This is a genomic window from Acinetobacter sp. CAU_H_S170_2, from assembly GCF_058890445.1.
The window spans coordinates 2,983,136-3,009,312 of record NZ_JBZYAE010000001.1; the positions used below are offsets into that span (position 1 = coordinate 2,983,136).

The window sequence follows — 26,177 nt, forward strand, 5'->3', positions numbered from 1 at the left end:
GCCCACATGCTGGGCTCTTTTTTTTAGCTATATACGTTTGCAAACTAAGCTTGTTTACAACCAAGCACATGAAATTCACACAAAGAGGCTTTATGCTAAAACGCTGATTTATGCACGATAGCCCAAGAGGTACACTGCTCTATGAACATGATGAAAACAACACTCTTCTGCGCTCTTTTAATGACAACAGCAGGTGTATGGGCACAAACAGAAACCACCACTCAGCAAGCACAAAAGCCAATTACACCTTATGGTAAAAACCCCAATATCTTTCATGTCTGGGCTTATAAAACTCAAGAAGGTGTGATTAACACGGCGGAAAAAGTCGGGACAGCAACAGAAAAAGGCATCCAAAAAATTCGCCCTTCTGCACACCAAGCCTTAGACAGTGCAAAAACCATCACCAACAACACCGCAGAACAAGCCAAAGAAACAGGACAGCAAGTTACCCAAAATGTGAATAAAAAGCTGCATGAAACCAAGCAAGTGATTACTGGTCAAACAGATCAACCCGCCCCCATTTACCAAGGTAGTTTAAGTCAACCGTCATCAGCACCCGTAGATGCTCCTGCGGTTCAAACACCGTCAGCCTCATCTCCACAGCCTGTCACCCCCCAAACAGTGAATGAACCCACGATTACCCAAGCACCATCTTCCTTTACACCAGCCCAAGCAGAAGAAGAAATTAAAGTGACTAAGCTTTAATATCAAAAAAGCCCATCATCTGACGGGCTTTTTCGTTGTCATTATTTGCTTTAATTCACCCGACGGATTGGCTGCCCTGCTTGAAAAGCTTGAGCATTTTCCACTAACTGCTGCACCATGCGTTGACGTGCATCGACACTGCCCCACGCACTGTGTGGTGTAATGATTAAATTCGGCAGACCAACCTCCAATAAAACATTACCCTCTTTGGGTGGTTCAACGGTTAGTACATCAGTTGCTGCGCCTGCAATTTCACCCTGTTTTAATGCGTCTGCCAAGGCAGCTTCATTCACAATTCCACCCCGTGCACAATTAATTAAAAAGGCACTTTTTTTCATTTTTGCGAAAGCTTGAGCATCGATCAGGTCACGTGTGTCATCGGTTAATGGACAATGCAGACTGACAAAATCCGATTGCGCCAGCAAGTCATCAAAGCCCACTCGTGTTGAGTCAGCATGTGGACGGTTTGGCAAATTGCCCACTAAAACCCGCATGCCAAATGCTTCAGCGAGTTTAGCCACCGCCTGCCCTAACTCCCCATAGCCTAAAATGCCCAAGGTCTTACCTGAAAGTTCAATAATTGGGTAGTCCAATAGACAAAACTGCGAAGCTTTATTCCATTCGCCCTGCTGCACCGCGCGGTCGTATTGCAAGCATGAGGTTGCAAGGTTAAGCATCAACATTAAAGTGTGCTGTGCCACCGCTGCCGTGCCATAACCCTGACAATTACACACCACAACACCTTGTACTTTGGCTTGCTGCAAATCGATATTATTGGTGCCTGTGGCAGAGATTAAAATCAACTTTAACTGAGGGCATTGTTTTAGGGTATCGGCATCCAGCATTACTTTGTTGCTAATAATCACATCTGCGTCTTGTACACGAGCGACAAGCGTCTCAGTGTCGGTACTTGGGTAAAGGATCAGCTCATCAAAAACAGCATGCAGTGCTTGAAAGTCCAAATCATTTTGATCTAAGGATGCACAATCTAAAAATACGGCTTTCATTGCTCACGTCCAGTTGTTCTGCATAATGATAGAGCGCTTATTTAAACTAACTCAGCCCCATTTTTCAACGTAAACACTGTCTTGACCACTTAAAAATAGCTGCTACACACAGAAAAAAGCCCGCTATTTAACGGGCTTATTACGATGAATACGAATAGAAATACTGATCTGTTTAATCACATAAAACGTCAGGATCAGTAAGAGAATGAGACCACCACCGAATGTCAGATAGGCTGGGTCTAAACTTTGTGCCTGTACGCTTTGTGATGTTGAAATAAACAGTAATGTTATAAATACAGCCGACCAATGTCTTTGCATTGCTTCCACCCTATTTGATCTTTATCCGTATTGTTTAAAAGATAAACAATACTTTCATATTAAAGCAAATAGGACGGAAAACAAGCGCTTGGCCTTAGACCAAAGCCCTATATGAATAAATCACATGAACACATCTGATTCAGCATCGCTTGACACCAAAAACTGCGCTGTTTCTGGAATATCCTCGACCAAATCAAAGCCACCATATTCATCACAGCTAAAGTTAAACTGCTTATAACTAATCAGATAATAATCACTATATTTTTTCATTAACAATGGATGCATTCCAGCGCTCAACTCGGCTTGTTCATGCACCAACTTCATGATCTGTCTGTCATTCATGACGATGGTATAGCGCATGTCATTATAGTAAATATGTACCAGTCCATTACCCTTGGCAAAGATCGGCAACAGAAACTTATGATTCAGCGCAATGGCATCTGGTGCATAGCTTTCAATCTTTTGACTAATCATATTGAACACCAAACCATGTCCAAAACTATCCATCAACTGACAGCTATTTTCTTGCGGCAAGTTGACCTGAATGCCCAGTTTCAGTAGATCCGTCTGGCTCACTTGTCGATTGCTGAGTAACTCGCGAATAATGCTTTGTTTTAGCTTGGCATCAAAAAATTGACCATCTAACTCAAGCTCATTATTTTTCAGAATTCGTCCCAAAGAAAAGCGATGACGCGGCAACAAGTTTTCGATCACTTTACGGTAGTAAAACTTGCTATTCTTTTTCACTTCACGAATTTTTTTATAAAAATACGGCGCATCAAACTCATGACGTAAAAAATCGTGCAACAAATCTGAACTGGCCAAAACCGCAATCGCATCATGCCCTGTAAAAGGTAAGTTCAGGGTATTCAGATTCGGCACGACCGTTTGTAATTTTTCATAATGCGCACGGTCTTCAGGGCAGTAAGGGTCATAAATAACAATGTATTCACACTCTGCCGAGACATCCTTCGGCTGTACCTGCATGTCATGGTTCAGCTCAGGCTGATAGAACATGTTATAGCGGTTATCCGTCACCTGTTCAGGGTCAATCGAATACTGCGGCACCAAGGCCACTACGCGCTTAAACTGGAGCAGCTTAGAGTATTTAATCGCGGCATAACCACCCATTGACCCTGCATAGGCAATACGGGTTTGAAAGGGGGCAATCCAAGCGCGTATCGCCTCTAACATCGCCAACATTGAAGACTCTGGAAACCATGACTTTTGTTTTGGCATAATGCCAACCACATTGAAGCCAAACTTCGCTAGCGACTTTTCTGCATTGATCGACGTTCCCTTGGCACGGGTAATCAGGTCGCCAAAAGAGAAAATAAGTTCGTCCGATGAACCCTGTAAAAAAATGACACGAATCTGTTCGTCTTCAAAAATAATTTGTTTCGCCATGTCCATGCTGAGAGATTTCATTCCTATAAAGTGAGGTCATGTTCGTTCCATACAGCATAAGCGATTTCATCGAACCAAATGTGTTATTTTATAGATGCAGAGCAGATAAAAAAGCGCAAAATATGACACAATTACTCCATCCTGCAGCACAACACGGGTTTAGCGCAGCTGCTGAACTTTATCAACAAGTGCGTCCAAGTTATCCACAAGAGATCCATGCGTGGCTCACCGAGCAACTGCATTTAAACGCAGATTCACGTGTGATTGATCTTGCCTCGGGTACAGGAAAGTTTCTGCCTTATCTGATTCCACATAGTGGACAGCTCACTGCCATCGAACCTGTTACCGAAATGTTAGCTCAACTCAAACTAGCCTATCCACAGGTCGAAACATTACAAGCCTTTAGTGACCATCTTCCCCTACCATCGCAAAGTATCGATGCAGTTTTATCTGCGCAGGCCTTCCACTGGTTTGCCAATCTGGACAGTTTAAAGGAAATTCACCGTGTCCTAAAACCGCAAGGGCATTTGGGCTTGGTCTGGAACCAACGCGATACTCAAGTCGACTGGGTCAATGCACTCGCAGAACGACTCGCTCCTTTAGAAGGAGGGACTCCACGTTATCATAGTGGATTGTGGCAAAAAGTCTTTGAACATCAACCCTTATTTCAACTCAAAAGCCTGCACCAGTTTGCACAGCAGCAAACCGGTACAGTAGAACAAGTCGTCTCAAACCGTCTCCTTTCGACCAGCTTTATTGCCGCAATGCCACTCGAACAACAGCAGGATTTAAAACATCAGTTTGAAAAAATTGTGAAGCAGTACACGGGTAAACAACCACAAGACGAAATCAGTTTTCCTTACATCACCTATGCCTATCACTTTCAAAAAATAGCAGAATAATAGGACACCGATATGAACCCACATACTCTTTCATTGAAACAGGTTCTACTGCCGCTTCTTTTAGGTGGCAGCTTAATCCTGACAGGCTGTAACAAAGCCAATCAATCTGCTGAGCAAGACACGCTTTCAAGCGATGATAAAATTCTGCAAGAACTCAGCTCCGAACCTGTCAAAAATTTTGCTAAAACAGCCAATGATCCACACGATATTGCGCTCTTGGTCGACTATGACCAGCGCTTTAGTAGCATGAGTGATGAAATGGAAGATGAACTCATGAAAATGCGTGAGGCAGGAACACTGACAGATGAATTTGCAAAAACACGCAAACAAGACAACATTCAGTCTGCACTGAATATGCTGAAAGAGCTGGATTTAAAAACAGAACAAGGGCGCTACATTCAAACTTTGATGTACCAATATTGGGATAACCAAGCCAAAATCATCCAAGATAAAGCCGCAGCACCACATGATAACGTGAAAGGCCTCGGTGAGCTCATTCATGCTCAAGAGCAGCTTGAACACTGGCAGTCGCAGTATCCTAAAGCTCAAGATACGATGTCGACAGGCTACTAACTCAATCGCAGACAAAGAAAAGGGATCCGATGATCCCTTTTACTTATATCTATTCTAATTATGGGCGTTCAGCATATTGTGGTAATGCATCACAAATGTTGTCCCACTCGGCTTGAGATGCCACAAAAATATGCTGCGTCGGCTTTTGCTGTAACGGGGTATCTAAAGTGCCGATCCGCAAACGGTAAAACTCAGGGGTGTCAGCTTTAATACTGACAAGAGGTGAACCACAGTTGCCACAGAAACAACGCTCTGTGCCTGCACTCGATGCATATTTTTTTACAACGTCCTGACCAGAGGTCAGTTTAAAATCCGCCTTAGCAATCGGTGCATTGGTTGCATATGCCGTTCCATTGGCCTTGCGACATTTTTGACAATGGCATTGAATAATATCGCCAATCGGCCCATCAATTTGATAAGTCACTGCACCGCATAGGCAGCTGCCCACATACTGCTGAAGATCCGACATCATGATGCTCCTTGAATTTTTTATTCAAATTAGCACAGCTGATTTTCAGTTGCATCGCTTACGGCGTTTTTTTTGCCACATTCAAATACTGCATCACGCCCTCACCTGCGGCACGTCCGGTTGCAAAACATGCAGTGAGTAAGTAGCCCCCTGTGGGTGCATCCCAGTCCAACATTTCCCCACATAAAAAAACGGCAGGATTGGATTTTAATTGTAGCTGCGAGCTTAGGCCTTCACGGCGCACACCGCCAGCACAACTAATGGCTTCTTCAATCGGACGAAAACCAGTTAAAGGAACCTGTAATTGCTTCACCTGCTGAGCCAATTGTTCAGGGTGATTCCAGTGTTCTTTTGCAACCAACTCTCGCACTAAACTGGCCTTAGCTGCATCTAAACCTGCTTTACGCCAAACATTACTTAAAGACTGCTTTTTTGTGGGTCTCAGACGTACAGCCAATTCTTGAACAGTGACATCTGGCAGTAAATCAAGCGTTAACACTAAAGGTTGGAACTGTTTTTGCTGCGCACGCAGCGCTCGACCTTGCTTATAGACCAAACCACTTTCTAGGCCATAATGGGTGATGACGATATCACCCATACTTTTCTCCGCATCGCCCACCCATGCTGCGATACGTTTCAGTGGCTGACCAAAGATGGGTTGCATATAGGTAGACCATTCATGTTCTACTCCAGCATTGCTGGCTTGAAAAGGCTCAATTTCATCGGCCTCCAACCAATTTTGCCATGCGCCATCGCTACCGAGCTGAGACCATGACACCGCTCCGCAAGCCAAGACGATCGCATCATAGCTCTGGCTGCGCACTTGATCACTAAGCAAAGACTTGATTTCAAGCATATGCTCTTTGAGACTGAGGCATTGATGACGATAGTAAAACTTGACACCTGACTCAACCAAGCGTTTCAACCATGCGCGCAGTAAAGGCGCGGCTTTCATTTCAATCGGAAAAATACGACCAGACGTTCCAACATAGGAGTCAATGCCTAAACTTTTCATCCATGCTTGAATCCATGTGGCATCCCACTCACGAATCCAAGGTGCCAACCATTCTGCTTGATCATAACGACCGATAAACTGCTCTACAGGTTCAGCATGAGAGATATTTAGTCCTGTTTTACCCGCCATCAGGAACTTACGTGCAGCAGAGGGTTTTTGCTCAAATACATCGACCTGAACATCATATTGGCTCAATACTTCTGCTGCCATCAAACCGGCTGGGCCCGCCCCAATAATTGCAATACGCTTTGGCATGATTTATTCAGCTTGATCCGAAGATTGCGCCTGCGGGTTCTGACCTTGCAAGGCCTGAAACGCATCAAAACGCGTGCAATAACCTTCAGGTTTCGTGATGATTAACTGTTGGCAGAGCTCGCCTCGTTCTAAATATTTAATTTCAAAATGCGTGCGTGCTGAGCTATCCGTAATACGCTCTTTCACAAACGGTAACTTCCACACCTCAATCAACTGTTGCTGTGCTTCTTCGATATATTCAGGAATATTGCTGGCTAACGTAATTTGTCCGCCCACTTGTAAACGTGAAATCAGAAACTCAAAAAATGGCATATTCAACCAGCGCTGCGCAGGATTATGCGGTTCAGGGTTGGGATAAAGAATAAAGAACTGTTCAACCTGCTGCGGTTGCAAGGCATGTACCACCCACGGTAAAGCATCGGCATGTACCAGCTGTAAATTCTGCTGACCTTCTAAGCTATGTTGTTTCTGCATCGCCACAAACTTTTCACGGGTTCGCTCAACCGCAATCAGCTTTTTCTCAGGATGATTGGCCGTAAACAATAAAGCATGTTTACCCTTGCCCGCCCCAATTTCCACACATAGTGGATCAGGACTGATCATTTGAAAATCACGAGGCGCATGCATACGCGGGGCTTGAAATTGACGAATCGGCATAATCAGATCAAACTAAGAAAAAACCGCATCAGTCTAACAACTGCCAACGTTTTTGCCTATTTCAATCCGAAAATTTTATCTGGAGTCGATCATGCCACACACTTTCCCTTGTCCCCGTTGTGGAGAAATGAGTCAATGGGAAGACAACGCCTTTCGTCCTTTTTGTTCTGAACGCTGCAAACTGATCGACTTAGGTGCATGGGCCAATGATGAATATCGCCTCCCAACGCAAGATGCACCGCAGGCAGAAAATTCAGAAGAATAATATGTTTAATTTCATGATATTTTTCATATTTTAAGAGAAATTGTTCATTATTTAATATCTTAATATTCGCTTAAAAGGATAATTCGTCGACTATACTCCCCCAAAAATTGGTACATGCTCACAGCATGATCAAGTCACAAAAATAACATCCTAAAGGGGGATAAGATGAACATCCTGAGTAAGACTATTGTTTTAATTGGCATTTTACTTGCGATCTGTCTATTCAGTTTTGGCATCTATATGCAAGATCTGTTGATCCTCTCGGTTGGATTATTAGTAGCCTTATTCTCCATCGTGTTGGCTCTAGAAACCCAACACATTTTGCATAATCCATTTCGCAAATAAAAAAGTCAGCAGCTGCTGACTTTTTTATTTTTCAATGAGACCACAAAGCGCTTAGCCTGCTTTCCCTGCCACAAAGGGATTATGTTGTTTTTCAAAACCAATGGTACTGATTGGCCCATGTCCTGAAATGAACTGCGTCTCATCGGGTAAGCTAAAGCATTCACGCTGAATAGAGTCAATCAGCTGCTGATGATTGCCACGCGGAAAGTCAGTACGACCAATTGAGCCTTTAAACAACACGTCGCCAGTCCAAAGCAAACCATAGTTTTTGTTATAAAACATCACATGACCCGGAGTATGTCCAGGGGCAAAACGTACTTCAAACGCTTCATTGCCCAGTTTAAGTACTTCACCACCTTCTAGCCATGTCGTGACATCTACCTTTTCAGGAATGGGAAAACCATAACGCTGCGAGACTTCTTGGATCATATCCAACCAAAAGGCATCTTCTTTATGCGGGCCAATCACAGGGACATCCCACAGTTTTTTTAATGCCCCGACTGCTCCAGCATGATCTAAATGCCCGTGCGTCAACCACAGCGCTTTTACCGTCAAACCCAACGCTTCGATTTCTGCTTTAAGCTTCTCAGGCTCTCCACCTGCATCAATTAAAATTGCTTCTTTACTGTCACTGTCCCAAACAATGGAACAGTTCTGCTGAAATGCCGTTACAGGCACAATTTTAACTTGCAACATAGAGTGTCAACCTCAATTCGTTTTGCTGGCTAATGTCTGTTTTAAGGCATCAAGATTAGCCTGAACCAGCGTATTGAGCAATTGCAAATGATCTCCGCGGCTGTTCAAGGCTGGAATATATTGATACCGCTCTCCACCTTGAGACAAAAACAATTCAGCATTCTGAATCGCCAGTTCCTCTAAAGTTTCTAAGCAATCCGCTGAAAACGCTGGACTCATAATTTGCACCGATTTTACCCCCTGCGCCGCCCATTCGGTCAGTAAGGCATCGGTATAGGGTTTCACCCACTCTTGTTTCCCAAAGCGGGACTGGAAACTGATTGCCCATTCATTCTCCGCTAGGCCTAATTCGGCTGCCACCAACTGTCCTGTGATACGGCAACGGTCTGCGTAGGGATCACCTTTATCGGCATAAGGCTGTGGAATACCATGAAAAGACATTAACAGCTTCTCAGTCACCCCATGTTCAGCACGGAAATCACGCACACTTTGCGCCAAAGCCTGAATGTATAAAGGGTGCTGATAATAATCACGAATAATGCTCAGCCCCGGCAAATTACGCTGCTTTGGAATCCACTTCGCAAAAGCATCATATAAAGGCGCGCTGGATGTTGCCGAGTATTGCGGAAACAAAGGAAAAAGTACAATATGATCTTGCGGGTTTTGACTCAACTCAGCAAGCAAGGGCTGAATGCCTGGATTGCCATAGGTCATCGCAGGGACGATATTCAGCTCAAACTCAGGGTATTGCAAAATCAACTGCTGTTGTAACGCGGCCACTTGAGTCAGCAAAATTTCTCGCATTGGAGAATCGCTGCCCCACACCATCTCATACGCATGGGCAACGCGTTTTGGGCGAAACGGCAAAATAAATAAACGGAGAATAATCTGCCAAAGCGGTTTGGGAATTTCAATCACTCGCTGGTCTGACAAAAACTGATCCAAAAAGCGACGCACTGCTGAAGCTGTCGGTGCATCAGGCGTTCCCAAATTTGCCAAAATAACAGTAACTTTTGCTTTTGTTGCAGTAGACATTCAGCCCTCGTGGCTCGTTTTCGAATGTCTCTACTGTAACAGTTTTCAGTTCATTATCTAAATGGATAACTACGAAGATTGAAATTGAAAAGGCCGATCCTTTTCCAATAAATTACTATCCAAAAGTTTAGTCGCCTTCGGGGTCAACTGCCAAAGCATGCGCTGACGATCATCTCGACCCGACTGAACAATCCAATCATTTTGACGCATTTGCATTTTAATACTGTGCAAAGCACGAATATTAATTTGCGAGCGTGCAACAGCATGGGCACGAGGCATTTCTAGACGCGCATCATTCAAACCAGTTTCGTTTAAATACTCATTTATGCGTTTGGAGAAATACTCTTCAGGAGTGGGGTGAATAAAGGTTGTCCCCAAAACCGACAGTAATTGCGCCCAAGTCATCTGCTTTTGAATTTTTAACTCTTTGAAGTTGCCATCTTGATAGGCATGCATCCGATAATCAAAGGCAAAAAATTCATGCATAGCCACTTTGGGTAAAGACAAAAATGGATCGACTTCACGTTTACCCGCTTCAGTTTCCAGTTGCACCAATTTGGCTTTGAGTTTATCAATTTCGTCATGCAACACTTGGGTATTCTGCGGACGTACCCAACCGGACACAGGATAGCGCTCCAGCATCTGCGTCATATTCAAGCGAACGGCCATTTCCAAGTCACGCATGGTGCGATAAGTGAAAACCTGATCGACTTCGTTTTGGAGTAGTTTTCTAAACTCTTTGAATTTTTCACGCAGCTCAGCTTTGTCGTCATGTAAACATAACTCACGTGCATCAGGATCATCATGCATAAATACAATAATCGGCTTTTGTTTGGTGACCGCATAAATGTATTCAAGGTGCATATATCCCACCCCTGACACGGACTGTTCGCCATATTTGCTGCCCAGCAACAATATGACGTAGTCACAGTCATCAATCTGACGACGTGCAAAAGCCGTTGAAAGTGGTGTCCGTTGTTCTAATCCCCAAGAAAAAAATCCCATGCCCACTAAAGTTTGGGCCAAAATGATCCGCTCTGGTTGCATCTCGCTTCCAGACGTGGTTATAAACACTTGATAACGCTTATCGAGCATCGGTTATCCTCATTATTCTTCGCAGCATCCCATCCCCCAAATTCCATTAGATAGACACTGCGACTAACTCAAGCATATTAGGTTGCAATTTTTGACTATATATCAAAATACTCGATTTATTTGTTTAAAAATTAATCAGATATGTTTGAAATAGTCCAATTTAGTTCTGGTTCAAGCAAAAGTTGTAAGATAGGTCTCAAACTTTCTGCATTATTTCCACTGACATAACATTTAATTCGAACATCACCATCATGATTTTGTTCAAATAATAACTCATTTTTGATTAAAATACGGGCTGTTTGTCGTGCAACTGCCAGTCCAGAGTCAATTAATGTCAGTTTCTGACCAAAAATAGATTGTATCGCTATTTTCAAAAAAGGGTAATGGGTACAGCCTAAAACTAAGTAATCTGCACCCTGATCAACAACGGGTTGTAAAATATCTTTTAACGTGGCTAAACATGCCGCACTCATCTGCGCGCCGCTCTCAACAAAAGGCACTAAATCTAAGCAGGTCACTGGAATCACCGTGACTCCCGAAGGCTGTGCGAATTTATCAACGACGTCTTTAATCAACTGCCCGCGAAAGGTCGCAGGAGTGGCTAGAACAGCCACGGTTTTGGATTTGCTTTGCAATACCGCAGGTTTTAGGGCAGGAACAAGGCCGATAATCGGGAAGTTGTCGCCATAGTGCTCGCGTAAATAATCCAAACTAAAGGCTGAAGCGGTATTACAGGCCACAACTGCAACTTTACAGCCTTTGCGGTAAAGCCACTCAATCGCTTGCGCAGTCAATTCTCGAATATTTTGATCATCGCGCGGCCCATAAGGCACATGTGCGGTATCGGCAAAATAAATGAATCGTTCATGTGGTAAATGCTTGGCAATTTCTTGAGCGATGGATAAACCGCCTATTCCCGAATCAAATATCCCGATTGGCGCATCGGCTGTCGCTTTTGGCATGGGGTTGATCAGAGGAAATAAGGGCTGAATGGCACTCATGAGGACTCGTTGCAGTATAAAGTTAAAAGATCAATCAAGCTTAAACCTCAGGTGCCTAATTGCAATAGCAAATCACCACTTTGTAAGCTCAGTTTGGCTTGACCTTCCGCATCGTCCCTTAGCTCACCCATTTCCACCAAATGAAAAAAAGCAGCACGCTGAATCAGTGCATTGATGCCAAAACGAACATGCACATAAGGACGTAGCTCCCCTTGGAAGGCACGCATAAAAATGGGATGGTCTTCATCAACAATCACCACATCATGCGTGGTCGTGGTCAGTTGTAGGTAGATTTTTCCTGCAATTTCGACTTGATCGACCTGATTGACAAATAAAGGCTCATCTTCAACCTCGATTTCAATCTGCTCGACCGGAGTTTTGAGATAAAACTTATCTTCTTCTTTCCAAAGTACCGTTGCAAACAGCTCAATCATGGCTTGGCGTTTGATCAATTGACCTTCGTGCCACCATTCTCCATTGGCTAAAACCTTCAAATCCATTGTGCCACAATGCTTTGGGTGCCATTGATCTAAAGGGGGGATTGACCTTTTGTGACCGGACTGTCCACCTTTTATGTATTGTGCAATATCCGTTAAGTTTTTATTATCAGCAATAGCTACTTTTTTCGTCGGATTTGCTGAGTTGTGCTGCTTATCCATAAAATTCATGCCTGTCTGACGGAAAAATAATATGATTCAGCCAATTGGCTAGAACTCGGTTTAAACCTATACTAGCTCACAATATAAAAGACACGATGATAAATTTTGTGTCTGGGAACTAAGAACACTCATGGCAGCACCGTTCTTTGAGTCAAAACGGTTGCCACCTTTAACCATATGAGGAGTCCTACATGGAACACATCGAACGTGAATCGATGGAGTTTGACGTAGTCATCGTTGGCGCAGGCCCTGCTGGCCTTTCTGCTGCGATTAAAATTCGTCAACTTGCAATTGAAAACAACCTTAATGATCTGTCCGTTTGTGTCGTAGAAAAAGGCTCTGAAGTTGGTGCGCATATCCTTTCAGGTGCTGTGCTCGAACCGCGTGCGATCAATGAGTTGTTCCCTAACTGGAAAGAAGAAGGCGCGCCTTTAAATGTTCCAGTAACTGAAGATAAAACATATTTCTTAATGTCTGCTGAAAAGTCACAAGAAGCGCCACACTGGATGGTTCCTAAAACCATGCATAATGATGGCAACTATGTGATTTCACTCGGTAATGTGGTGCGTTGGTTAGGCCAAAAAGCTGAAGAATTAGAAGTTTCTATTTTCCCAGGTTTTGCTGCATCTGAAATTCTTTATCATGCCGATGGTACCGTTAAAGGCATCCAAACCGGTGATATGGGGATTGGTAAAGATGGTGAACCAACACATAACTTTACCCCGGGCTATGAACTACATGCCAAATACACGATTTTTGCGGAAGGCTGTCGTGGTCATTTAGGTAAGCGCCTGATTGCCAAGTTTGATCTCGATAAAGATGCAGACCCTCAACACTATGGTATCGGCATCAAAGAACTATGGGAAATTGACCCTGCAAAACACAAACCAGGTTTGGTGATGCACGGTGCAGGTTGGCCTCTAGCTGAAACCGGTTCTTCTGGTGGTTGGTGGTTATATCACGCTGAAAACAACCAAGTTACTTTGGGTATGATCGTAGATTTATCTTACGAAAACCCACACATGTATCCATTTGCAGAAATGCAACGCTGGAAAACGCATCCACTGATTAAGCAATATCTTGAAGGCGGTAAGCGTATTTCTTATGGCGCACGTGCTGTTGTCAAAGGCGGTTTCAACTCTCTGCCGAAGTTCACCTTCCCAGGTGGTTCTTTAATTGGTGATGATGCAGGCTTCCTAAACTTCGCTAAAATTAAAGGCTCTCACACTGCCATGAAATCTGGCATGTTGTGTGGCGAAGCGGTATTCGAAGCGATTCAAGCTGGCGTTGAAAAAGGTGGTGACCTTGCCATTGCACGTGTGCTTGAAGGTGAAGACTTCTTTGCAAAAGAGTTAACCGCTTACACAGACAAGTTCAACAACAGCTGGTTAAAAGAAGAGTTATATCGTTCTCGTAACTTTGGTCCAGCAATGCACAAATTTGGCACGTTCGGTGGTGGTGCATTTAACTTCATCGACCAAAATGTGTTTAAAGTCCCGTTTACACTGCATGACTTAGTGCCTGACTTCAGCACACTGAAAACTGTAGATGCAGCAACAGTGAAACCGAACTATCCAAAACCAGATGGTAAGTTGACCTTTGACCGTTTATCTTCAGTATTTGTATCGAATACCGTGCATGAAGAAAATCAGCCAGCACACTTGAAACTGACTGATGCTTCTATTCCTGTAAATGTAAACTTACCAAAATGGGACGAGCCAGCTCAGCGCTACTGCCCTGCTGGTGTTTATGAAATTATGGAAGAGAATGATGGTTCTAAGCGTTTCCAAATTAACGCGGCTAACTGTGTGCACTGTAAAACGTGTGATATTAAAGATCCATCTCAGAACATTACTTGGGTAACTCCTGAAGGTGGTGGTGGTCCGAATTACCCGAATATGTAATTCCTTACGACACGGCAAAGCGGTTGCTTTGCTAACCGTGTCTCATACCCGAATATGTAATGTTAAAACGGGCTTGCGCTGAGGCGCATTTTCGAGTAAGTGATCTCTTTTAGATTAAAAAAATCCCTTCAGCACTGAAGGGATTTTTTTAATTAATAGGCATCTGACTTTCTGCTAAAAACCATCACCGTTGGCCCTATCGCAGTATGCCCAACCCCATGATCTTGATAAATTTCAATCCGATAATCGTCACACTGATAGACATATTTATTTTCAGCTTGTTTCCAGCCGTTTTGCGCCACCTGAAAGCGTTTTAATACTCGACTTTTAAAAACATCTAAATCCGTTTCATACGTCGCAAGCGGCCCATCTAGAAAACTTAAACTGTATGAAATAATCATTTTAGAATGCGGATCGTAACGAATATGCTGAACCCAGCTCACACCTGCTTTTTTAATTTGTGTATCCACACCTTGTGCAAATTCAAACTGATAATTATCGCCCCCTAAAATAACCGTTTTTGCGGTGGGATGATGCTGTTGAAATTCACGAATATGCTGTCCAATTTTTAAACCTGCAACATTCATCGTGCCTACAGGAACTTCACAAGATTTTGCCCAAGAAATTGAACAAAATAATGCAAAAATATGAGCCCATAAGAACATATTTATTCTTTTCATTCTGATTTCCTTGGATGAACTTGATTTCTTTTTCTTTACTCAAGTACATTTTAAAAGGCTAAGACAAATGTCCTAACCCTTTTTAACTAAATAATGAAATTCTTTATTGCCATTTTCGTCTAAGCGCTCTTCTTGCAGCAAAAGTTCATGCCCAAGATGCATACAAAATTTAGGAATATCCCATGAAGTTGAATTGTCCGTTGCAAACACCTCCACTACATCTCCCGATTTAGACTTGCGAATGGCTTGATGCAACATCATCACAGGCTCTGGACAGCGTAAACCACGGGTGTTTAATTGGATGCTTGGGCTCACTTCCAAATCAGACATATATAAACTCAAAAATTTAAAAACTTGCCAATTTTAACACAACTGCCCATTTCGCATATCTGTTTGCATAGCTTGATGGCAGATGAACCTCGTATTTAAAAGTATTGATCTAATCATTCATGCAATCACTGCTTAATTACAATAGACAACTGTGTTTTCTACGGTATGATAAAATTAAGTTTTTTAGATATTAAGAGTCTTTAGGAAAGATCATGCACGAGGAATCAGGCCCGTCGTGGGGAATGCGTGGCTTACGCAAATGGTTAGGTACCGCGCCAGAAACTCGCGATGAACTGTTAAAGTTAGTTCAAGATTCACGTCGTTTTTTAGAACCCGACACTGTTGCGATGTTAGAAGGCGTATTAGACCTTCCAGCAACCAAAGTCCGCGAGGTCATGACACCGCGTACATCGATGATCAGCCTACAAGAAGATGATGAGTTACTCGACATTTTGCATACCTTGGTTGAGTCGGCACATTCACGTTTCCCTGTCTTTTCATCAGATCAACCAGACAATGTCGTTGGCATTTTATTGGCCAAAGACTTATTGCCTTTCTTGACTGAACCAAACAATAAAGTGGATATACGTGCGCTGATGCGCCAACCTTTATATGTACCTGAAAGCGCACGCTCAGACCAAGTGCTTCGCATGTTGAAAAACACCCAAACGCACATTGCGGTGGTGATTGATGAATATGGCACGACCTCAGGTTTAGTGACGTTAGAAGATATTTTGGAAGAGATCGTCGGTGAAATTGAAGATGAACACGACAAGATCGATGAAGAAGCGGAATATATTATTCCCGACAATGACCCTACGACAGCAAATACGTGGCTGGTTCAAGCACTTACACCAATCGAACACTTTAACAATCTTTTAGATGCAGACTTTTCTGATGATGAGGTTGAAACTGTGGGCGGTTTATTGCTTCAAGAAATTGGTTTAGTGAGTGATTTACAAGGTCAGGTGATTGATCTTGAAAATTGGGAATTTACCATTGTAGAAGCAGATGCACGTTCTATTCATCTGATTCGAGCCGTTCGTAAATGAGAGCTTACTTTGACAAACTGTTAACCCCCAATCCACAACAAAAACAGTTACCTTTAATTTATCCGCTTCTAATTGCCTTATTTTCAGGGGCTGTCTTTAGTTTTGCACTCGCCCCTTATCATTATTGGTGGTTGGCAATCTTATCCCCTGCACTGCTCTATGCGACTTTACGCAGGCGCAGTGCAAAGCAGGCCTTTGGTATTGGTTGGGCCTATGGTTTTGGCCTATGGTTCGTGGGGGCTTTTTGGCTCTACACTTCCATCCATGTCTATGGCGATACCAACAGTGCCTTAAGTGTCGGTATGATCGGCATTATGGCCTTGGTCATGGGCTTATTCACGGCTGTCCAAAGCTTTATTTACCGCCGTTTTTTCCCTGAAACGCCACTAACATTCGCTCCGCTTTGGGTGCTTTTTGAATGGGCAAAAACCTGGGTCTTCACAGGCTTCCCATGGCTGTTTGCAGGCTATGCCTTTACCGAACGTTTACTGGATAGTTATGCACCATTATTTGGTATCTTCGGGGTATCGTTTGTAGTCTTGGTGTTGGCCTGCGCACTGGTCGAAGTTTTAAACCGCCGCGTCTTCTGGATCATCCCCTCTGCTTTATTGGTCCTTGGCGCATGGGGCGCATCAAAAATTGAATTCGTCTCCGCAAAAAATACCCCACCATTATCGGTTTCTTTAATTCAGGGCAATATCCCACAAGACTTAAAATGGCTCACTGAGTATCAACTAAAAACACTTGGAATCTATGCTGATTTAACCAAAACAGAATGGGGACGAGACCTCATTGTTTGGCCTGAATCCTCTATTCCGATGTTCCAGAGTGATATCGAACCCTTTTTAGCTGCAATGACGGCACAAGCCAAGAAAACCAACACAGCATGGGTCACCGGTATTCCATACTGGGATATTTCAGGCTCTGAAGCGGCAGGTCGACCACTGTACTACAACAGTATTATGGCCAATGGTGCTGAATCCGAAGGACTCTATAAAAAGCAACGTTTAGTGCCTTTTGGTGAATATATTCCACTATCCGGTTTACTGAAATGGGTGTTGCCTGCCATGCAGAATGATCCGTCGATGAGTGGTTTTTCACGTGGTGAACAACAGCAACAACCGCTTTCTATTCATCAGCAGCATTTAGGCGCGGCCATTTGCTATGAAGTAGCTTATCCAAACTTAACACGTCGTAATGCCAGCCAAAGTGATTTCTTGGTGACAGTTTCCAACGATGCATGGTTTACGGGAACTGCAGGCCCTTTACAACATTTACAGATGGTTCAAATGCGTGCCAAAGAAAATGGACGCTGGTTTATCCGTGCCACCAATACAGGCGTGACGGCGTTTATTGACCATCAAGGGCATATCGTAAAACGTGCCCCACAAGATGTGGCAACCGTGCTTCGCGGCGAACTGCCTGCTATGCAAGGTCAAACGCTATATACCCGTTTAAGTGACTGGCCAATTTTAGGTTTCTCAGTTTTTTTACTGATCTTGGGCTGGATCTATCGTCCACGTAAAGTCGATGTATCGTTTAAGTCTCGTCGATAGTTGCTATTGTTGGATCAGACTGTTCCAAAGAAAAACCCAAGCTGAGCTTGGGTTTTTCTTTTTCAATTATAGTAGCTTGGTACCTACTGGAACATCTGTATCAGGCACACAAAGTACCACGCCTGCGTCTGAATCATGAAAGCCAGTCACTAAGCACTCAGACTGGATGGGACCAATTTGTTTGTTTGGAAAGTTAACCACTGCCACCACCAATTTACCCAATAACAGTTCAGGTTGATAACGCTCAGTAATCTGCGCACTCGATTTCTTAATGCCAATTTCATGACCAAAGTCGACATGTAAAATATAAGCGGGCTTACGTGCTTGCCCAAACACTTCGGCCTGAATAATACGCCCGACTCGGAGCTCGACTTTTAAAAAATCCGCCCAATCAATCTGTTCCATATTTCACTCTATATTTATATTTTCTACAGTATAGGGAGCGAACACGAGGATCACATACAACGAAACAGACAAGCGATCCTATCTTTCCGCCATTCTTCATGACGCAATAAAAAACCGAGCGTATGTGCTCGGTTTTTTATCACAACGGCTTTGTTGCATAAAGATTTAAAAGTTAAATTTACCCTGTTCTACTCAAATTCAAGTGACAACTTGGGTGAGAGGTCGACCTAACTCCCTAAATTTATTTAATACTGCCACACGTGCATGCATTTCATTGACTTGGCTTTGAAAGTTTCTCGCACTGAGTTTATCCCCCAATAATTTGATGCAATGCATCTTGGTTTCGACCAAACTCCGCCGATGATAGCCTGACCATTTTTTCCATAGTGTCCTGCCGAAACGTTTAACTGTTCGAAGTAATTCATTTCGCTCTCGCGAATGAACTTTGTTATCTTTCCAAGGCTTTGCATTTTTTCTGGGTGGAATCACTGCATACGCTTGCCGATCTGCAATGACCTGACGGCATTGTTTTGTGTCATAAGCCCCGTCTGTATAGACTGAATCAATCTGCTCATCCAATGGGATTTGATCAAGTAAATCTCCAAGGACTTGCGAATCACTGACATTATTTGTTGTCAGCTGTACAGCTCGTATTTGCAAGGTTCTAGCATCTATACCAATATGCAATTTACGCCATTGCCGACGATATTCAGGCTGATGTTTCTTACGTTTCCATTCACCTTCGCCTAAAAACTTAAGGCCAGTTGAGTCTATCAATAGATGTAATCCTTCATGACTTTTTTGATAGCTGATCGCAATATCAATCTGCTTTTGTCGTCTGCAAAGTGTGGAATAATCTGGTGCTGTCCAACTTAACCCACTGAGCTGAATTAGGCTTTGCACAAAGCCTGTGACCATACGCAAAGAAAGTCGAAAGATAGATTTGATCATCAAACAGCACTGAATTGCTATATCAGAATAAGTTTGATTTCTTCCATGCTTAGCCTGTGGCTGAGCATACCATTTAGTCTGAGGATCGAACCAAGTTGAAATATTTCCTCGCTTGATTAGAGCTTGGTTATAAGAGGACCAATTCGTTGTGCGATAAATTTTAGATGCAGGCTTCTTCATTTGGAAATTATATTGCTGAAGAAGCCTTTAAGAATAGCTTTGTGCAACAAAGCCTATCACAACTATAAATGTCAGTATTAAATTTGACCGACCAAATAGGACACCATACCGGCTAAAAAGAGCATCGGGGTATAACGGTAGAACATGACCACTTTTTGTTCTAATGCTGTAATCTGTACTTGATCGAGTGTGAGTACGGTTGCTTTTAACGCAGACCAAAAGCTCAAAACCGCCCATGTGCTGAACAGACTGATTGCAAAGAAACCCACCATAATTTGGCTGCTGCCTTCAGTCGACTGCCACACACTTAAAACACCTTGAGCAACAGGAAGCATACTCAAAATCAAAAGAACAGATTTGAGCATCGACCAATGGAATTGGCTCATTTCATCCAACAAGGTTAATGCTTTCATTCTATTCTCCTCAGGCAAATCAGTTGCCATTGAGAACATTATGCAAGGATTTAAATAAATAAAAAGCCTATTTTTATCCATAATTTACATTATTTGTAATCAACAAATATGGGAATAATTCTTATTATAAATCTCAGCTGATGCTTATTATATTTAATAATTTAAAATCATAATCTTAGATATTAATTTTAAATTAAGATGTATTATCATTACAGTCCACATTGACATAACCTATGCACTGTAATGATATATTCAATTAAACCCAATATATAATAATTCTCAATTAAGGTTGATACTGAATATCAGCATCGGCTTCTTCACCACCTTGCTGTCCATCTGCGCCAAAAGAATATAAATCAAATGGTCGTCCATCAGTCCCAGGTGCAACATATTGAATGTCATTATCCCAACTGTCTTTCGGATATCCACCTTTCACATAACCGCCTGGCAACCAATTTTTTGCAGACTCAGGCTTATTCACCAAAGCGTCGAGTCCACCCTCTTGCATCGAAGGATATTTACCATTGTCCAATTTATATTGATCCAATGCCGCAGCAACACCCTTGAGGGTTATGACAGTAGTATCAACTTTGGCTTTTTCACCGCGTCCCATCACATTGGGTACAATTAAGGCTGCCAACACACCTAAAATAACAATCACCACCATGACTTCAATTAAGGTAAAGCCTGAAGCTTGGCGTCTATAGATTTTTGATTGCATGTGAATTTTCTCTTCCATCTTATATTTTTAAAATTAAATCATGTTGTTCATGTTGACGATCGGTAGCATCACGGCGATCACAATCACCAAGACAATGCTTGCCATCAGAACCAACATCAGTGGCTCCAGTAAAGCCAGCAAGGTCGATATGAGCGTTGTCACTTCTCGGTCTTGCATGGTCGATGCGCGCTCCAACATCCGATCCAATTCACCCGATGTTTCACCACTTTTAATCATTTGTACCATCATCGGTGGGAAATAACCACTGCGCTCCAACTGGGTCGCAAGGTTTCCACCTTCGGTCACTTTTTCTGCGGCATGATTGACCGCATCGCGAATCACCCAGTTATTACTCACCGCCGCGCCAATTTTTAATGCATCCACCAAGGGCACACCCGACTGGGTCAAAATCGACAAGGTACTGGCAAAACGTGCGGCATTTATACCACGTGAAAGTTTACCGAATAATGGCAATTTGAGCGTTAAACGATCAAAGGCATAATGCCCTGCGGTGGTTCTTAAAAATCGCAGTAATAAGCCGATGCCGAGTACACTGCCTACCAATAAAAATGGCCATGCCACTCGAATAAAATCACTGGCTTTCATTAGTGCAACCGTAATCCATGGCAAGGCATCTTTGCTTTGGTCAAAGGTTTTGACAATGTCAGGCACCACATAGGTCATAAGTCCCATCACGATGGCAAAAGACATCAGCATTAAAATAATCGGATAAATCATCGCGCCTTGGATTTTCTTTTGCATCGCAAAGCGATTTTCGGTGTAATCTGCCAGCTGATCTAAAATTAAGTCTAAATGCCCTGAACGCTCACCAGCAGCAATCGTGGCAATGTACAACTCTGGAAAACGTCCAGATTGCTGTAAACCCTGCGCCAATGAGTGACCTTCCAATACTTTAGAACGTACTGACATCAATAGATTTTGTACATGTGTTTTTTCTGACTGCTTTCCAACCGCACGAATGGCTTCTTCCAACGGAATGGCTGCCGCCACAAGTACCGAAAGTTGACGTGTCAATAAAGCCAAATCATAGGCGGTAATTTGTTTTTGAAACCATGTTTTACTGCTGTGCTTATCTTTTTGTTCAACAGGATCAACCGAGACTGGAATCAGCGCTTTATCACGAAGTTGTTGCCGAATTTGACGCGCTGAATCCCCTTCGAGCACGCCTTTTTGCTGCTTTCCTGCGGCATCTAGTGCGGTAAATTGATATGCTGGCATGTTTACGCTTTCTAATTGTCCATTTAGTCATTTGGCGCTGTTGCATGTCGGCACCAAAATCATTCATATTCTAAGTTATAAATTATGTCATCACTCTAACACAACTCATTCATCGCACAACGACAATTTCATCAGGACATTTTGAGCTTTTTATGCCAGAAAATACACTTTCCACAACACCAAGCTACCGTATTCGTGTGGCTGTTCCCGTTTATCTATATGACTGTTTTGACTATAGTTTAACGGCTGAACAATACCACCAAGCTGAAGTGGGTGCACGTGTGGCTGTCTCATTTGGTCGCCAAAATGTGGTCGGTGTCATTGTTGAGAAGCTCACTGATGAGAAACCACTCGATTTAGGCTTTAAACTTAAAGCCATAACTGAGTTGCTCGATGACAGCGCTATTCTAGATGCTAAAGTTTTAAGTTTATTGACATGGTCAGCGCAATATTACCAATTTCCCATTGGTGAAGTGATGCATGCTGCTTTGCCCAGCTTTTTACGCCAAGGTAAACCCTATAATTTACTGGCGCGGATGTGGAAGCTGATTGATGATCATGCCGAAGACAAATTAAAGCGTTCTGAAAAACAACAAGATGCCTATAAAATTTTAAAGCTGCATCCCACAGGAACGTCTGAAAACATTTTAAATTTGGCTGGCATTGAAACTGCGACCTTAAAAGCCTTAGAAAAAAAGCAAATCACCCAGTGCATACTTGAAGCCCAAGACTTTAAACCGCAAACCATGACACTGGCGCAAATGCCTCTCACGCCCAATGATGAACAAAAGCGAGCCATTCAAAACATTCTCAAAGCTCGTCATAGCTATCACGCTTTCTTACTGGATGGTTTAACCGGTAGTGGCAAAACTGAAGTCTATTTGCAAGTCATGCAAGAGGTTTTAAAACAAGGCAAACAAGTCTTGGTATTAGTGCCTGAAATTGGTCTCACCCCACAAACAGTGAGCCGTTTTCAGTCACGTTTTCACTGTCATATTGCGCTACTACATTCAGGTTTAAATGATTCTAAGCGCCTGCAAGCCTGGCAAAGTGCACAAGCGGGAAAAGCTTCGATTGTGATTGGTACACGTTCTGCCATCTATACGCCCCTTCCGCATTTGGGTTTGATTGTCTTAGATGAAGAACATGACTTATCTTTCAAGCAACAAGAAGGCTTCCGCTACCACGCTCGTGATGTGGCTTTATACCGTGCGCACTTAGAAAACTGTCCGATTATCCTCGGTTCTGCAACGCCAAGTATCGACAGTTATGCATTGGTCGAACAAGGTAAAATGACTCGTTTGGAGTTGGACCAACGTGCAGGTGTGGCCGTGATGCCGAAAATGCATGTGATCGATCTGAAAGTAGCACAAAAACAAAATGGCATTAGCCAACAGCTGATTCATGAAGTACAAAAGCGCTTAGACAAAAAAGAACAAGTGCTGATTTTCTTAAACCGTCGCGGCTATGCGCCTGTGTTGATTTGTGAAAGTTGTGGATGGCAGGCCAAGTGCCCCCACTGCGATGCCAATTTTACCGTACATCGACAGCCCTATCAGCATTTGCACTGTCACCACTGCGGCACCATCCATCGCATGCCTGAACACTGCCCACAATGTCAGCATAGCGAACTAAAACCAATTGGTTTAGGCACCGCAAAAGTTGAAGAAAACCTACAAGAACTGTTCCCCAACTTTGACGTAATTCGGGTTGATCGTGACTCGACCAGTCGGGTCGGCAGCTGGCAAAAAATCTATAACAAGATTCAGAAAAGTGAACCCATCATTTTGCTCGGCACCCAAATGCTGGCCAAAGGACATCACTTTCCTTATGTGACTTTGGTGGCGATTTTAGACATTGACTCAGGCTTACTCAGTGTTGACTTTCGTGCCACAGAACGTACTGCACAGCTCATCATCCAAGTCGCTGGACGTGCTGGGCGTGGCGAGAAAAAAGGCGAAGTCTATTTACAAACTCTACGTCCAGATCATCCTTTGCTGAATACCCTGCTGGAATCGGGCTATCGCAGCTTTGCCAAGCAAACGTTGAAAGAGCGTAAAGCTGCATGGATGCCACCTTATCGCTATGCGGCTTTATTGCGCTGTGAATCCAAAGACCAAGAACTGAACCAAAGCTTTTTACAAGAGCATGCACAAGCACTGCGCCAAGCCTCAGAAAACAGTATTGATATTTGGGGGCCCATTCCTGCGCCGATGGAACGTAAAGCAGGACGCTATCAAGCACATATGGTGCTACTGTCCAAAGACCGTGCGCGTATGCATTTTTATATTCATCAGTGGTGGCAAAATGTCTGGCATAACAAACCACATGGTATGAAATTGAGCCTTGATATTGATCCACAAGAGTTAAGTTAAGACTTGACGTGAATAAGGTTTAGACCTGAGTCGCGTTCTCCCTTAAACTTCCAACATAAAGAAAAAAATTTAGGACAGGGCAATGTCTCTACTGCTTCAAATCACCCTCTTTTTGGCTGCGGCACTGATGATCGTTCCATTGGCCAAACGGCTGGGGATTGCCACGGTACTCGGCTATTTATTTACAGGCATCTTACTCGGCCCCAGTGTATTCAATGTCGTCCATGACCCTGAAGACATTCATAAACTCGCTGAATACGGCGTGATTTTCTTGATGTTCATTATTGGACTCGAACTTCGCCCACAACGCTTATGGGAAATGCGTAAATCCATTTTTGTGATGGGCAGTTTACAAGTGATGCTCTGCGGTGTGCTACTGGCGTGCATTGTCTTTTTTGCCCTGCAACAACAGATTGCAGCCAGTGTCGTGATTGGTTTTGCCCTTGCCCTTTCTTCTACCGCTTTTGTGCTACAGCTTTTAAGCGAAAAACAGCAGCTCAATACCACTTTTGGTCAGCAGTCCTTTTCCATTTTACTCTTTCAAGATATTGCCGCGATTCCGCTGATTGCGATCATTCCCCTTCTTGCAGGGACAAGCTCAACCCATCATGGCGTTGCCTACTTTGCAGCGATTGTTGCCACCTTTACAGGCTTGTTTTTATTTAGCCGCTATCTCATGCGCCCTTTTTTCCGCTTTGTGGCCAAAAGTGGCGCACATGAACTGATTACCGCAGTCGGTTTGTTTATTGTCTTAGGCGTGGTCGCTCTGATGGATGTCTTAGGCATCAGCACCACCTTGGGCGCATTTTTAACTGGGGTACTTCTAGCTGACTCTGAATTCCGTCATGAACTGGAAGCCAGTATTGCCCCATTTAAAGGTCTACTTCTCGGTCTATTTTTCATGACCGTCGGGATGAGTACGCAATTTTCGCTCCTGTGGGAAAGCCCAAGTCTGATTATTGGCGGTGCATTATTGCTGATGTTGGTCAAACTGCTGGCCTTAACGGCCATCGCTCGCTACTTCGAGTTTTCATGGCGCAATAGTTTGATGCTGGCCACCTGTTTGGCACAAGGCGGTGAGTTTGCTTTTGTGGTGCTCAATGTTGCCATGAGTGAACACGTGATTACGCAGGCCATTTTAGAGCCGATCAATTTAATCGTGACGTTGTCGATGATTCTGACGCCTATTCTATACTGGCTGATGAGTTCGTGGGTGGTACCACTATTCGAAAAAGAAACTACACCTGTCTATGATGAGATTCCTGAACAGCATAACCCGATGATCATTGCTGGCTTTGGCCGTGTCGGACAAATTGTGGCACGACTGGTTCACTTACAGCACCAAACCTTCACGGCGATTGACAGCAATATCGACAAGGTCGATTTCGTTCGCAACTATGGCGGCAAACTCTACTATGGTGATGCCACTCAACCCGATATCCTGCGTGCAGCCGGTATCGAACATGCCAAAGTGTTTGTACTAGCCATCGATGATATTGAAGACTCCATGAATGTGGCACGCCATATTCGACTCAATTATCCAGACTTAAACTTGCTGGTCCGTGCCCGTGATCGACATCATGTGCATTTGTTACGTGACTTGGGGGTGGAACATATTTGGCGTGAAACCTATTTATCGTCTTTAGGGATGGCCTATTTTGCCCTACGTAATTTAGGCATTGCAGAACAAGATGCTTATAAGAGCATTGAGTTATTTCGCGATTATGATGAAAAACTGCTCGCGCAGCAGCAAAGTATTTATAACGATGAACAGAAAGTGTATGAAACACATCGTAATGCTCTGGCCGAATTAGAGCACTTATTTGAAAGTGATACGCAGCTCCGTCAAAGTCCTGTCGGCGTTGACCTACAACGTGAGTTACAACATGACCGAATAGATGTCACACGGGATGAAGTAAAATGACTTGTGTTTTACAATATCGTCACCATTAAGACAGGATATTGGA

At 43.4% G+C, this 26,177-nt stretch carries 27 protein-coding genes; 9 read left to right on the forward strand and 18 right to left on the reverse strand.

Annotated features, from left to right (window positions below; genetic code table 11):
* Positions 1-141: 141 nt before the first annotated feature.
* The gene (locus AC5EUN_RS14660) at positions 142-705 is read left to right on the forward strand and encodes a hypothetical protein (RefSeq protein WP_159152983.1); all 564 of its coding nucleotides are present in this window, start codon (positions 142-144) and stop codon (positions 703-705) included.
* Between the two features lie 50 nt (positions 706-755).
* Here AC5EUN_RS14660 and AC5EUN_RS14665 read toward each other — a convergent pair whose 3' ends face one another.
* The 3 genes from AC5EUN_RS14665 to AC5EUN_RS14675 form a co-directional block, all read right to left on the reverse strand.
* Entirely contained in the window at positions 756-1,712 is a 957-nt protein-coding gene (locus AC5EUN_RS14665) for a 2-hydroxyacid dehydrogenase (RefSeq protein ID WP_159152982.1), read from the reverse strand.
* A gap of 123 nt (positions 1,713-1,835) precedes the next feature.
* On the reverse strand, positions 1,836-2,030 hold the full coding sequence (locus AC5EUN_RS14670; protein ID WP_159152981.1) for a hypothetical protein: 195 nt from the start codon (positions 2,028-2,030) through the stop codon (positions 1,836-1,838).
* Positions 2,031-2,150: 120 nt separating this feature from the next.
* Complete coding sequence (locus AC5EUN_RS14675; RefSeq protein WP_171519353.1) at positions 2,151-3,437, reverse strand: hypothetical protein; 1,287 nt, start codon at positions 3,435-3,437, stop codon at positions 2,151-2,153.
* Between the two features lie 122 nt (positions 3,438-3,559).
* Here AC5EUN_RS14675 and AC5EUN_RS14680 point away from each other — a divergent pair, with 122 nt between their 5' ends.
* Both AC5EUN_RS14680 and AC5EUN_RS14685 read left to right on the forward strand, forming a co-directional pair.
* Complete coding sequence (locus tag AC5EUN_RS14680; protein ID WP_159152979.1) at positions 3,560-4,339, forward strand: class I SAM-dependent methyltransferase; 780 nt, start codon at positions 3,560-3,562, stop codon at positions 4,337-4,339.
* A 12-nt stretch (positions 4,340-4,351) separates the two neighbouring features.
* A complete protein-coding gene (locus AC5EUN_RS14685) occupies positions 4,352-4,912 on the forward strand; it encodes a hypothetical protein (protein WP_159152978.1) in 561 nt (186 codons plus the stop codon).
* Positions 4,913-4,970: 58 nt separating this feature from the next.
* Here the strand turns inward: AC5EUN_RS14685 and AC5EUN_RS14690 are convergent, their stop codons facing one another.
* The 3 genes from AC5EUN_RS14690 to AC5EUN_RS14700 are packed head-to-tail and all read right to left on the reverse strand — an operon-like array spanning position 4,971 to position 7,314.
* On the reverse strand, positions 4,971-5,381 hold the full coding sequence (locus tag AC5EUN_RS14690) for a GFA family protein (protein WP_159152998.1): 411 nt from the start codon (positions 5,379-5,381) through the stop codon (positions 4,971-4,973).
* Positions 5,382-5,439: 58 nt separating this feature from the next.
* Positions 5,440-6,651 carry a TIGR03862 family flavoprotein gene (locus tag AC5EUN_RS14695; protein ID WP_493352406.1) on the reverse strand — a complete coding sequence of 404 codons (1,212 nt, stop codon included), beginning with the start codon at positions 6,649-6,651 and terminating at the stop codon, positions 5,440-5,442.
* Between the two features lie 3 nt (positions 6,652-6,654).
* Positions 6,655-7,314, reverse strand: coding sequence for a class I SAM-dependent methyltransferase (locus AC5EUN_RS14700; protein ID WP_493352492.1), 660 nt, complete (start codon positions 7,312-7,314; stop codon positions 6,655-6,657).
* A gap of 85 nt (positions 7,315-7,399) precedes the next feature.
* Here AC5EUN_RS14700 and AC5EUN_RS14705 point away from each other — a divergent pair, with 85 nt between their 5' ends.
* Positions 7,400-7,573 carry a DNA gyrase inhibitor YacG gene (locus AC5EUN_RS14705; protein ID WP_004692619.1) on the forward strand — a complete coding sequence of 58 codons (174 nt, stop codon included), beginning with the start codon at positions 7,400-7,402 and terminating at the stop codon, positions 7,571-7,573.
* A gap of 396 nt (positions 7,574-7,969) precedes the next feature.
* Here AC5EUN_RS14705 and AC5EUN_RS14710 read toward each other — a convergent pair whose 3' ends face one another.
* The 5 genes from AC5EUN_RS14710 to AC5EUN_RS14730 all read right to left on the reverse strand — a co-directional run bounded on the left by AC5EUN_RS14710 (position 7,970) and on the right by AC5EUN_RS14730 (position 12,404).
* Positions 7,970-8,614, reverse strand: a complete 645-nt coding sequence (locus AC5EUN_RS14710; RefSeq protein ID WP_004978841.1) for an MBL fold metallo-hydrolase — start codon at positions 8,612-8,614, stop codon at positions 7,970-7,972.
* A 12-nt stretch (positions 8,615-8,626) separates the two neighbouring features.
* The gene (hemH, locus tag AC5EUN_RS14715; protein WP_159152973.1) at positions 8,627-9,649 is read right to left on the reverse strand and encodes a ferrochelatase; all 1,023 of its coding nucleotides are present in this window, start codon (positions 9,647-9,649) and stop codon (positions 8,627-8,629) included.
* Positions 9,650-9,718: 69 nt separating this feature from the next.
* Positions 9,719-10,744: a DUF4062 domain-containing protein gene (locus AC5EUN_RS14720; protein WP_005400906.1), complete on the reverse strand. Its 1,026-nt coding sequence runs from the start codon at positions 10,742-10,744 to the stop codon at positions 9,719-9,721.
* Between the two features lie 131 nt (positions 10,745-10,875).
* Entirely contained in the window at positions 10,876-11,745 is an 870-nt protein-coding gene (gene murI, locus AC5EUN_RS14725; protein WP_178895917.1) for a glutamate racemase, read from the reverse strand.
* Positions 11,746-11,792: 47 nt separating this feature from the next.
* Entirely contained in the window at positions 11,793-12,404 is a 612-nt protein-coding gene (locus tag AC5EUN_RS14730; RefSeq protein WP_178895918.1) for a DUF1285 domain-containing protein, read from the reverse strand.
* A gap of 191 nt (positions 12,405-12,595) precedes the next feature.
* On the opposite strand from AC5EUN_RS14730, the gene AC5EUN_RS14735 reads away from it, so the two are divergent.
* Positions 12,596-14,308, forward strand: a complete 1,713-nt coding sequence (locus AC5EUN_RS14735; RefSeq protein WP_004692627.1) for an electron transfer flavoprotein-ubiquinone oxidoreductase — start codon at positions 12,596-12,598, stop codon at positions 14,306-14,308.
* 152 nt (positions 14,309-14,460) lie between these two features.
* Here the strand turns inward: AC5EUN_RS14735 and AC5EUN_RS14740 are convergent, their stop codons facing one another.
* Entirely contained in the window at positions 14,461-14,988 is a 528-nt protein-coding gene (locus AC5EUN_RS14740) for a hypothetical protein (RefSeq protein ID WP_159152970.1), read from the reverse strand.
* Positions 14,989-15,060: 72 nt separating this feature from the next.
* Positions 15,061-15,318 (reverse strand): sulfurtransferase TusA, encoded by a 258-nt coding sequence (gene tusA / locus AC5EUN_RS14745; RefSeq protein ID WP_004692640.1) that lies wholly within the window; start codon positions 15,316-15,318, stop codon positions 15,061-15,063.
* A gap of 212 nt (positions 15,319-15,530) precedes the next feature.
* Between tusA and AC5EUN_RS14750 the strand changes: the two genes are divergently transcribed.
* Positions 15,531-16,370 carry a CorC family transporter gene (locus AC5EUN_RS14750; RefSeq protein WP_004978829.1) on the forward strand — a complete coding sequence of 280 codons (840 nt, stop codon included), beginning with the start codon at positions 15,531-15,533 and terminating at the stop codon, positions 16,368-16,370.
* Positions 16,367-17,926: an apolipoprotein N-acyltransferase gene (lnt, locus tag AC5EUN_RS14755; RefSeq protein WP_125274167.1), complete on the forward strand. Its 1,560-nt coding sequence runs from the start codon at positions 16,367-16,369 to the stop codon at positions 17,924-17,926. Before AC5EUN_RS14750 ends, lnt begins: the two co-directional genes overlap by 4 nt.
* 66 nt (positions 17,927-17,992) lie before the next feature.
* Here lnt and AC5EUN_RS14760 read toward each other — a convergent pair whose 3' ends face one another.
* The 5 genes from AC5EUN_RS14760 to gspF form a co-directional block, all read right to left on the reverse strand.
* Positions 17,993-18,331: a tRNA-binding protein gene (locus AC5EUN_RS14760; RefSeq protein ID WP_062035119.1), complete on the reverse strand. Its 339-nt coding sequence runs from the start codon at positions 18,329-18,331 to the stop codon at positions 17,993-17,995.
* A gap of 198 nt (positions 18,332-18,529) precedes the next feature.
* Entirely contained in the window at positions 18,530-19,462 is a 933-nt protein-coding gene (locus AC5EUN_RS14765; protein ID WP_125274168.1) for an IS5-like element ISAjo1 family transposase, read from the reverse strand.
* A 77-nt stretch (positions 19,463-19,539) separates the two neighbouring features.
* Entirely contained in the window at positions 19,540-19,875 is a 336-nt protein-coding gene (locus tag AC5EUN_RS14770) for a hypothetical protein (protein ID WP_125274169.1), read from the reverse strand.
* A gap of 283 nt (positions 19,876-20,158) precedes the next feature.
* Positions 20,159-20,596, reverse strand: coding sequence for a type II secretion system major pseudopilin GspG (gspG, locus tag AC5EUN_RS14775; RefSeq protein ID WP_125274170.1), 438 nt, complete (start codon positions 20,594-20,596; stop codon positions 20,159-20,161).
* 33 nt (positions 20,597-20,629) lie between these two features.
* Positions 20,630-21,835, reverse strand: coding sequence for a type II secretion system inner membrane protein GspF (gene gspF / locus AC5EUN_RS14780; protein WP_058868820.1), 1,206 nt, complete (start codon positions 21,833-21,835; stop codon positions 20,630-20,632).
* Positions 21,836-21,987: 152 nt separating this feature from the next.
* Between gspF and AC5EUN_RS14785 the strand changes: the two genes are divergently transcribed.
* Together AC5EUN_RS14785 and AC5EUN_RS14790 are read left to right on the forward strand one after the other, a co-directional pair.
* The gene (locus tag AC5EUN_RS14785) at positions 21,988-24,210 is read left to right on the forward strand and encodes a primosomal protein N' (RefSeq protein ID WP_159152969.1); all 2,223 of its coding nucleotides are present in this window, start codon (positions 21,988-21,990) and stop codon (positions 24,208-24,210) included.
* An 82-nt stretch (positions 24,211-24,292) separates the two neighbouring features.
* Positions 24,293-26,134, forward strand: a complete 1,842-nt coding sequence (locus tag AC5EUN_RS14790; RefSeq protein WP_159152968.1) for a monovalent cation:proton antiporter-2 (CPA2) family protein — start codon at positions 24,293-24,295, stop codon at positions 26,132-26,134.
* Positions 26,135-26,177 lie beyond the last annotated feature (43 nt).

Bases quoted from the DNA above. Each gene is read 5' to 3' on its own strand.
- AC5EUN_RS14690 (WP_159152998.1), bottom strand. From the start codon at position 5,381: ATGTCGGATCTTCAGCAGTATGTGGGCAGCTGCCTATGCGGTGCAGTG.
- AC5EUN_RS14760 (WP_062035119.1), bottom strand. From the start codon at position 18,331: ATGGAACAGATTGATTGGGCGGATTTTTTAAAAGTCGAGCTCCGAGTC.
- AC5EUN_RS14670 (WP_159152981.1), bottom strand. From the start codon at position 2,030: ATGCAAAGACATTGGTCGGCTGTATTTATAACATTACTGTTTATTTCA.
- hemH (WP_159152973.1), bottom strand. From the start codon at position 9,649: ATGTCTACTGCAACAAAAGCAAAAGTTACTGTTATTTTGGCAAATTTG.
- AC5EUN_RS14790 (WP_159152968.1), top strand. From the start codon at position 24,293: ATGTCTCTACTGCTTCAAATCACCCTCTTTTTGGCTGCGGCACTGATG.
- AC5EUN_RS14660 (WP_159152983.1), top strand. From the start codon at position 142: ATGAACATGATGAAAACAACACTCTTCTGCGCTCTTTTAATGACAACA.
- AC5EUN_RS14705 (WP_004692619.1), top strand. From the start codon at position 7,400: ATGCCACACACTTTCCCTTGTCCCCGTTGTGGAGAAATGAGTCAATGG.
- AC5EUN_RS14770 (WP_125274169.1), bottom strand. From the start codon at position 19,875: ATGAAAGCATTAACCTTGTTGGATGAAATGAGCCAATTCCATTGGTCG.
- AC5EUN_RS14680 (WP_159152979.1), top strand. From the start codon at position 3,560: ATGACACAATTACTCCATCCTGCAGCACAACACGGGTTTAGCGCAGCT.
- AC5EUN_RS14765 (WP_125274168.1), bottom strand. From the start codon at position 19,462: ATGAAGAAGCCTGCATCTAAAATTTATCGCACAACGAATTGGTCCTCT.
- AC5EUN_RS14665 (WP_159152982.1), bottom strand. From the start codon at position 1,712: ATGAAAGCCGTATTTTTAGATTGTGCATCCTTAGATCAAAATGATTTG.
- gspF (WP_058868820.1), bottom strand. From the start codon at position 21,835: ATGCCAGCATATCAATTTACCGCACTAGATGCCGCAGGAAAGCAGCAA.
- AC5EUN_RS14685 (WP_159152978.1), top strand. From the start codon at position 4,352: ATGAACCCACATACTCTTTCATTGAAACAGGTTCTACTGCCGCTTCTT.
- lnt (WP_125274167.1), top strand. From the start codon at position 16,367: ATGAGAGCTTACTTTGACAAACTGTTAACCCCCAATCCACAACAAAAA.
- AC5EUN_RS14710 (WP_004978841.1), bottom strand. From the start codon at position 8,614: ATGTTGCAAGTTAAAATTGTGCCTGTAACGGCATTTCAGCAGAACTGT.
- AC5EUN_RS14730 (WP_178895918.1), bottom strand. From the start codon at position 12,404: ATGGATAAGCAGCACAACTCAGCAAATCCGACGAAAAAAGTAGCTATT.
- AC5EUN_RS14695 (WP_493352406.1), bottom strand. From the start codon at position 6,651: ATGCCAAAGCGTATTGCAATTATTGGGGCGGGCCCAGCCGGTTTGATG.
- AC5EUN_RS14785 (WP_159152969.1), top strand. From the start codon at position 21,988: ATGCCAGAAAATACACTTTCCACAACACCAAGCTACCGTATTCGTGTG.
- AC5EUN_RS14675 (WP_171519353.1), bottom strand. From the start codon at position 3,437: ATGGCGAAACAAATTATTTTTGAAGACGAACAGATTCGTGTCATTTTT.
- AC5EUN_RS14740 (WP_159152970.1), bottom strand. From the start codon at position 14,988: ATGAAAAGAATAAATATGTTCTTATGGGCTCATATTTTTGCATTATTT.
- AC5EUN_RS14735 (WP_004692627.1), top strand. From the start codon at position 12,596: ATGGAACACATCGAACGTGAATCGATGGAGTTTGACGTAGTCATCGTT.
- AC5EUN_RS14720 (WP_005400906.1), bottom strand. From the start codon at position 10,744: ATGCTCGATAAGCGTTATCAAGTGTTTATAACCACGTCTGGAAGCGAG.
- murI (WP_178895917.1), bottom strand. From the start codon at position 11,745: ATGAGTGCCATTCAGCCCTTATTTCCTCTGATCAACCCCATGCCAAAA.
- AC5EUN_RS14750 (WP_004978829.1), top strand. From the start codon at position 15,531: ATGCACGAGGAATCAGGCCCGTCGTGGGGAATGCGTGGCTTACGCAAA.
- tusA (WP_004692640.1), bottom strand. From the start codon at position 15,318: ATGTCTGATTTGGAAGTGAGCCCAAGCATCCAATTAAACACCCGTGGT.
- gspG (WP_125274170.1), bottom strand. From the start codon at position 20,596: ATGCAATCAAAAATCTATAGACGCCAAGCTTCAGGCTTTACCTTAATT.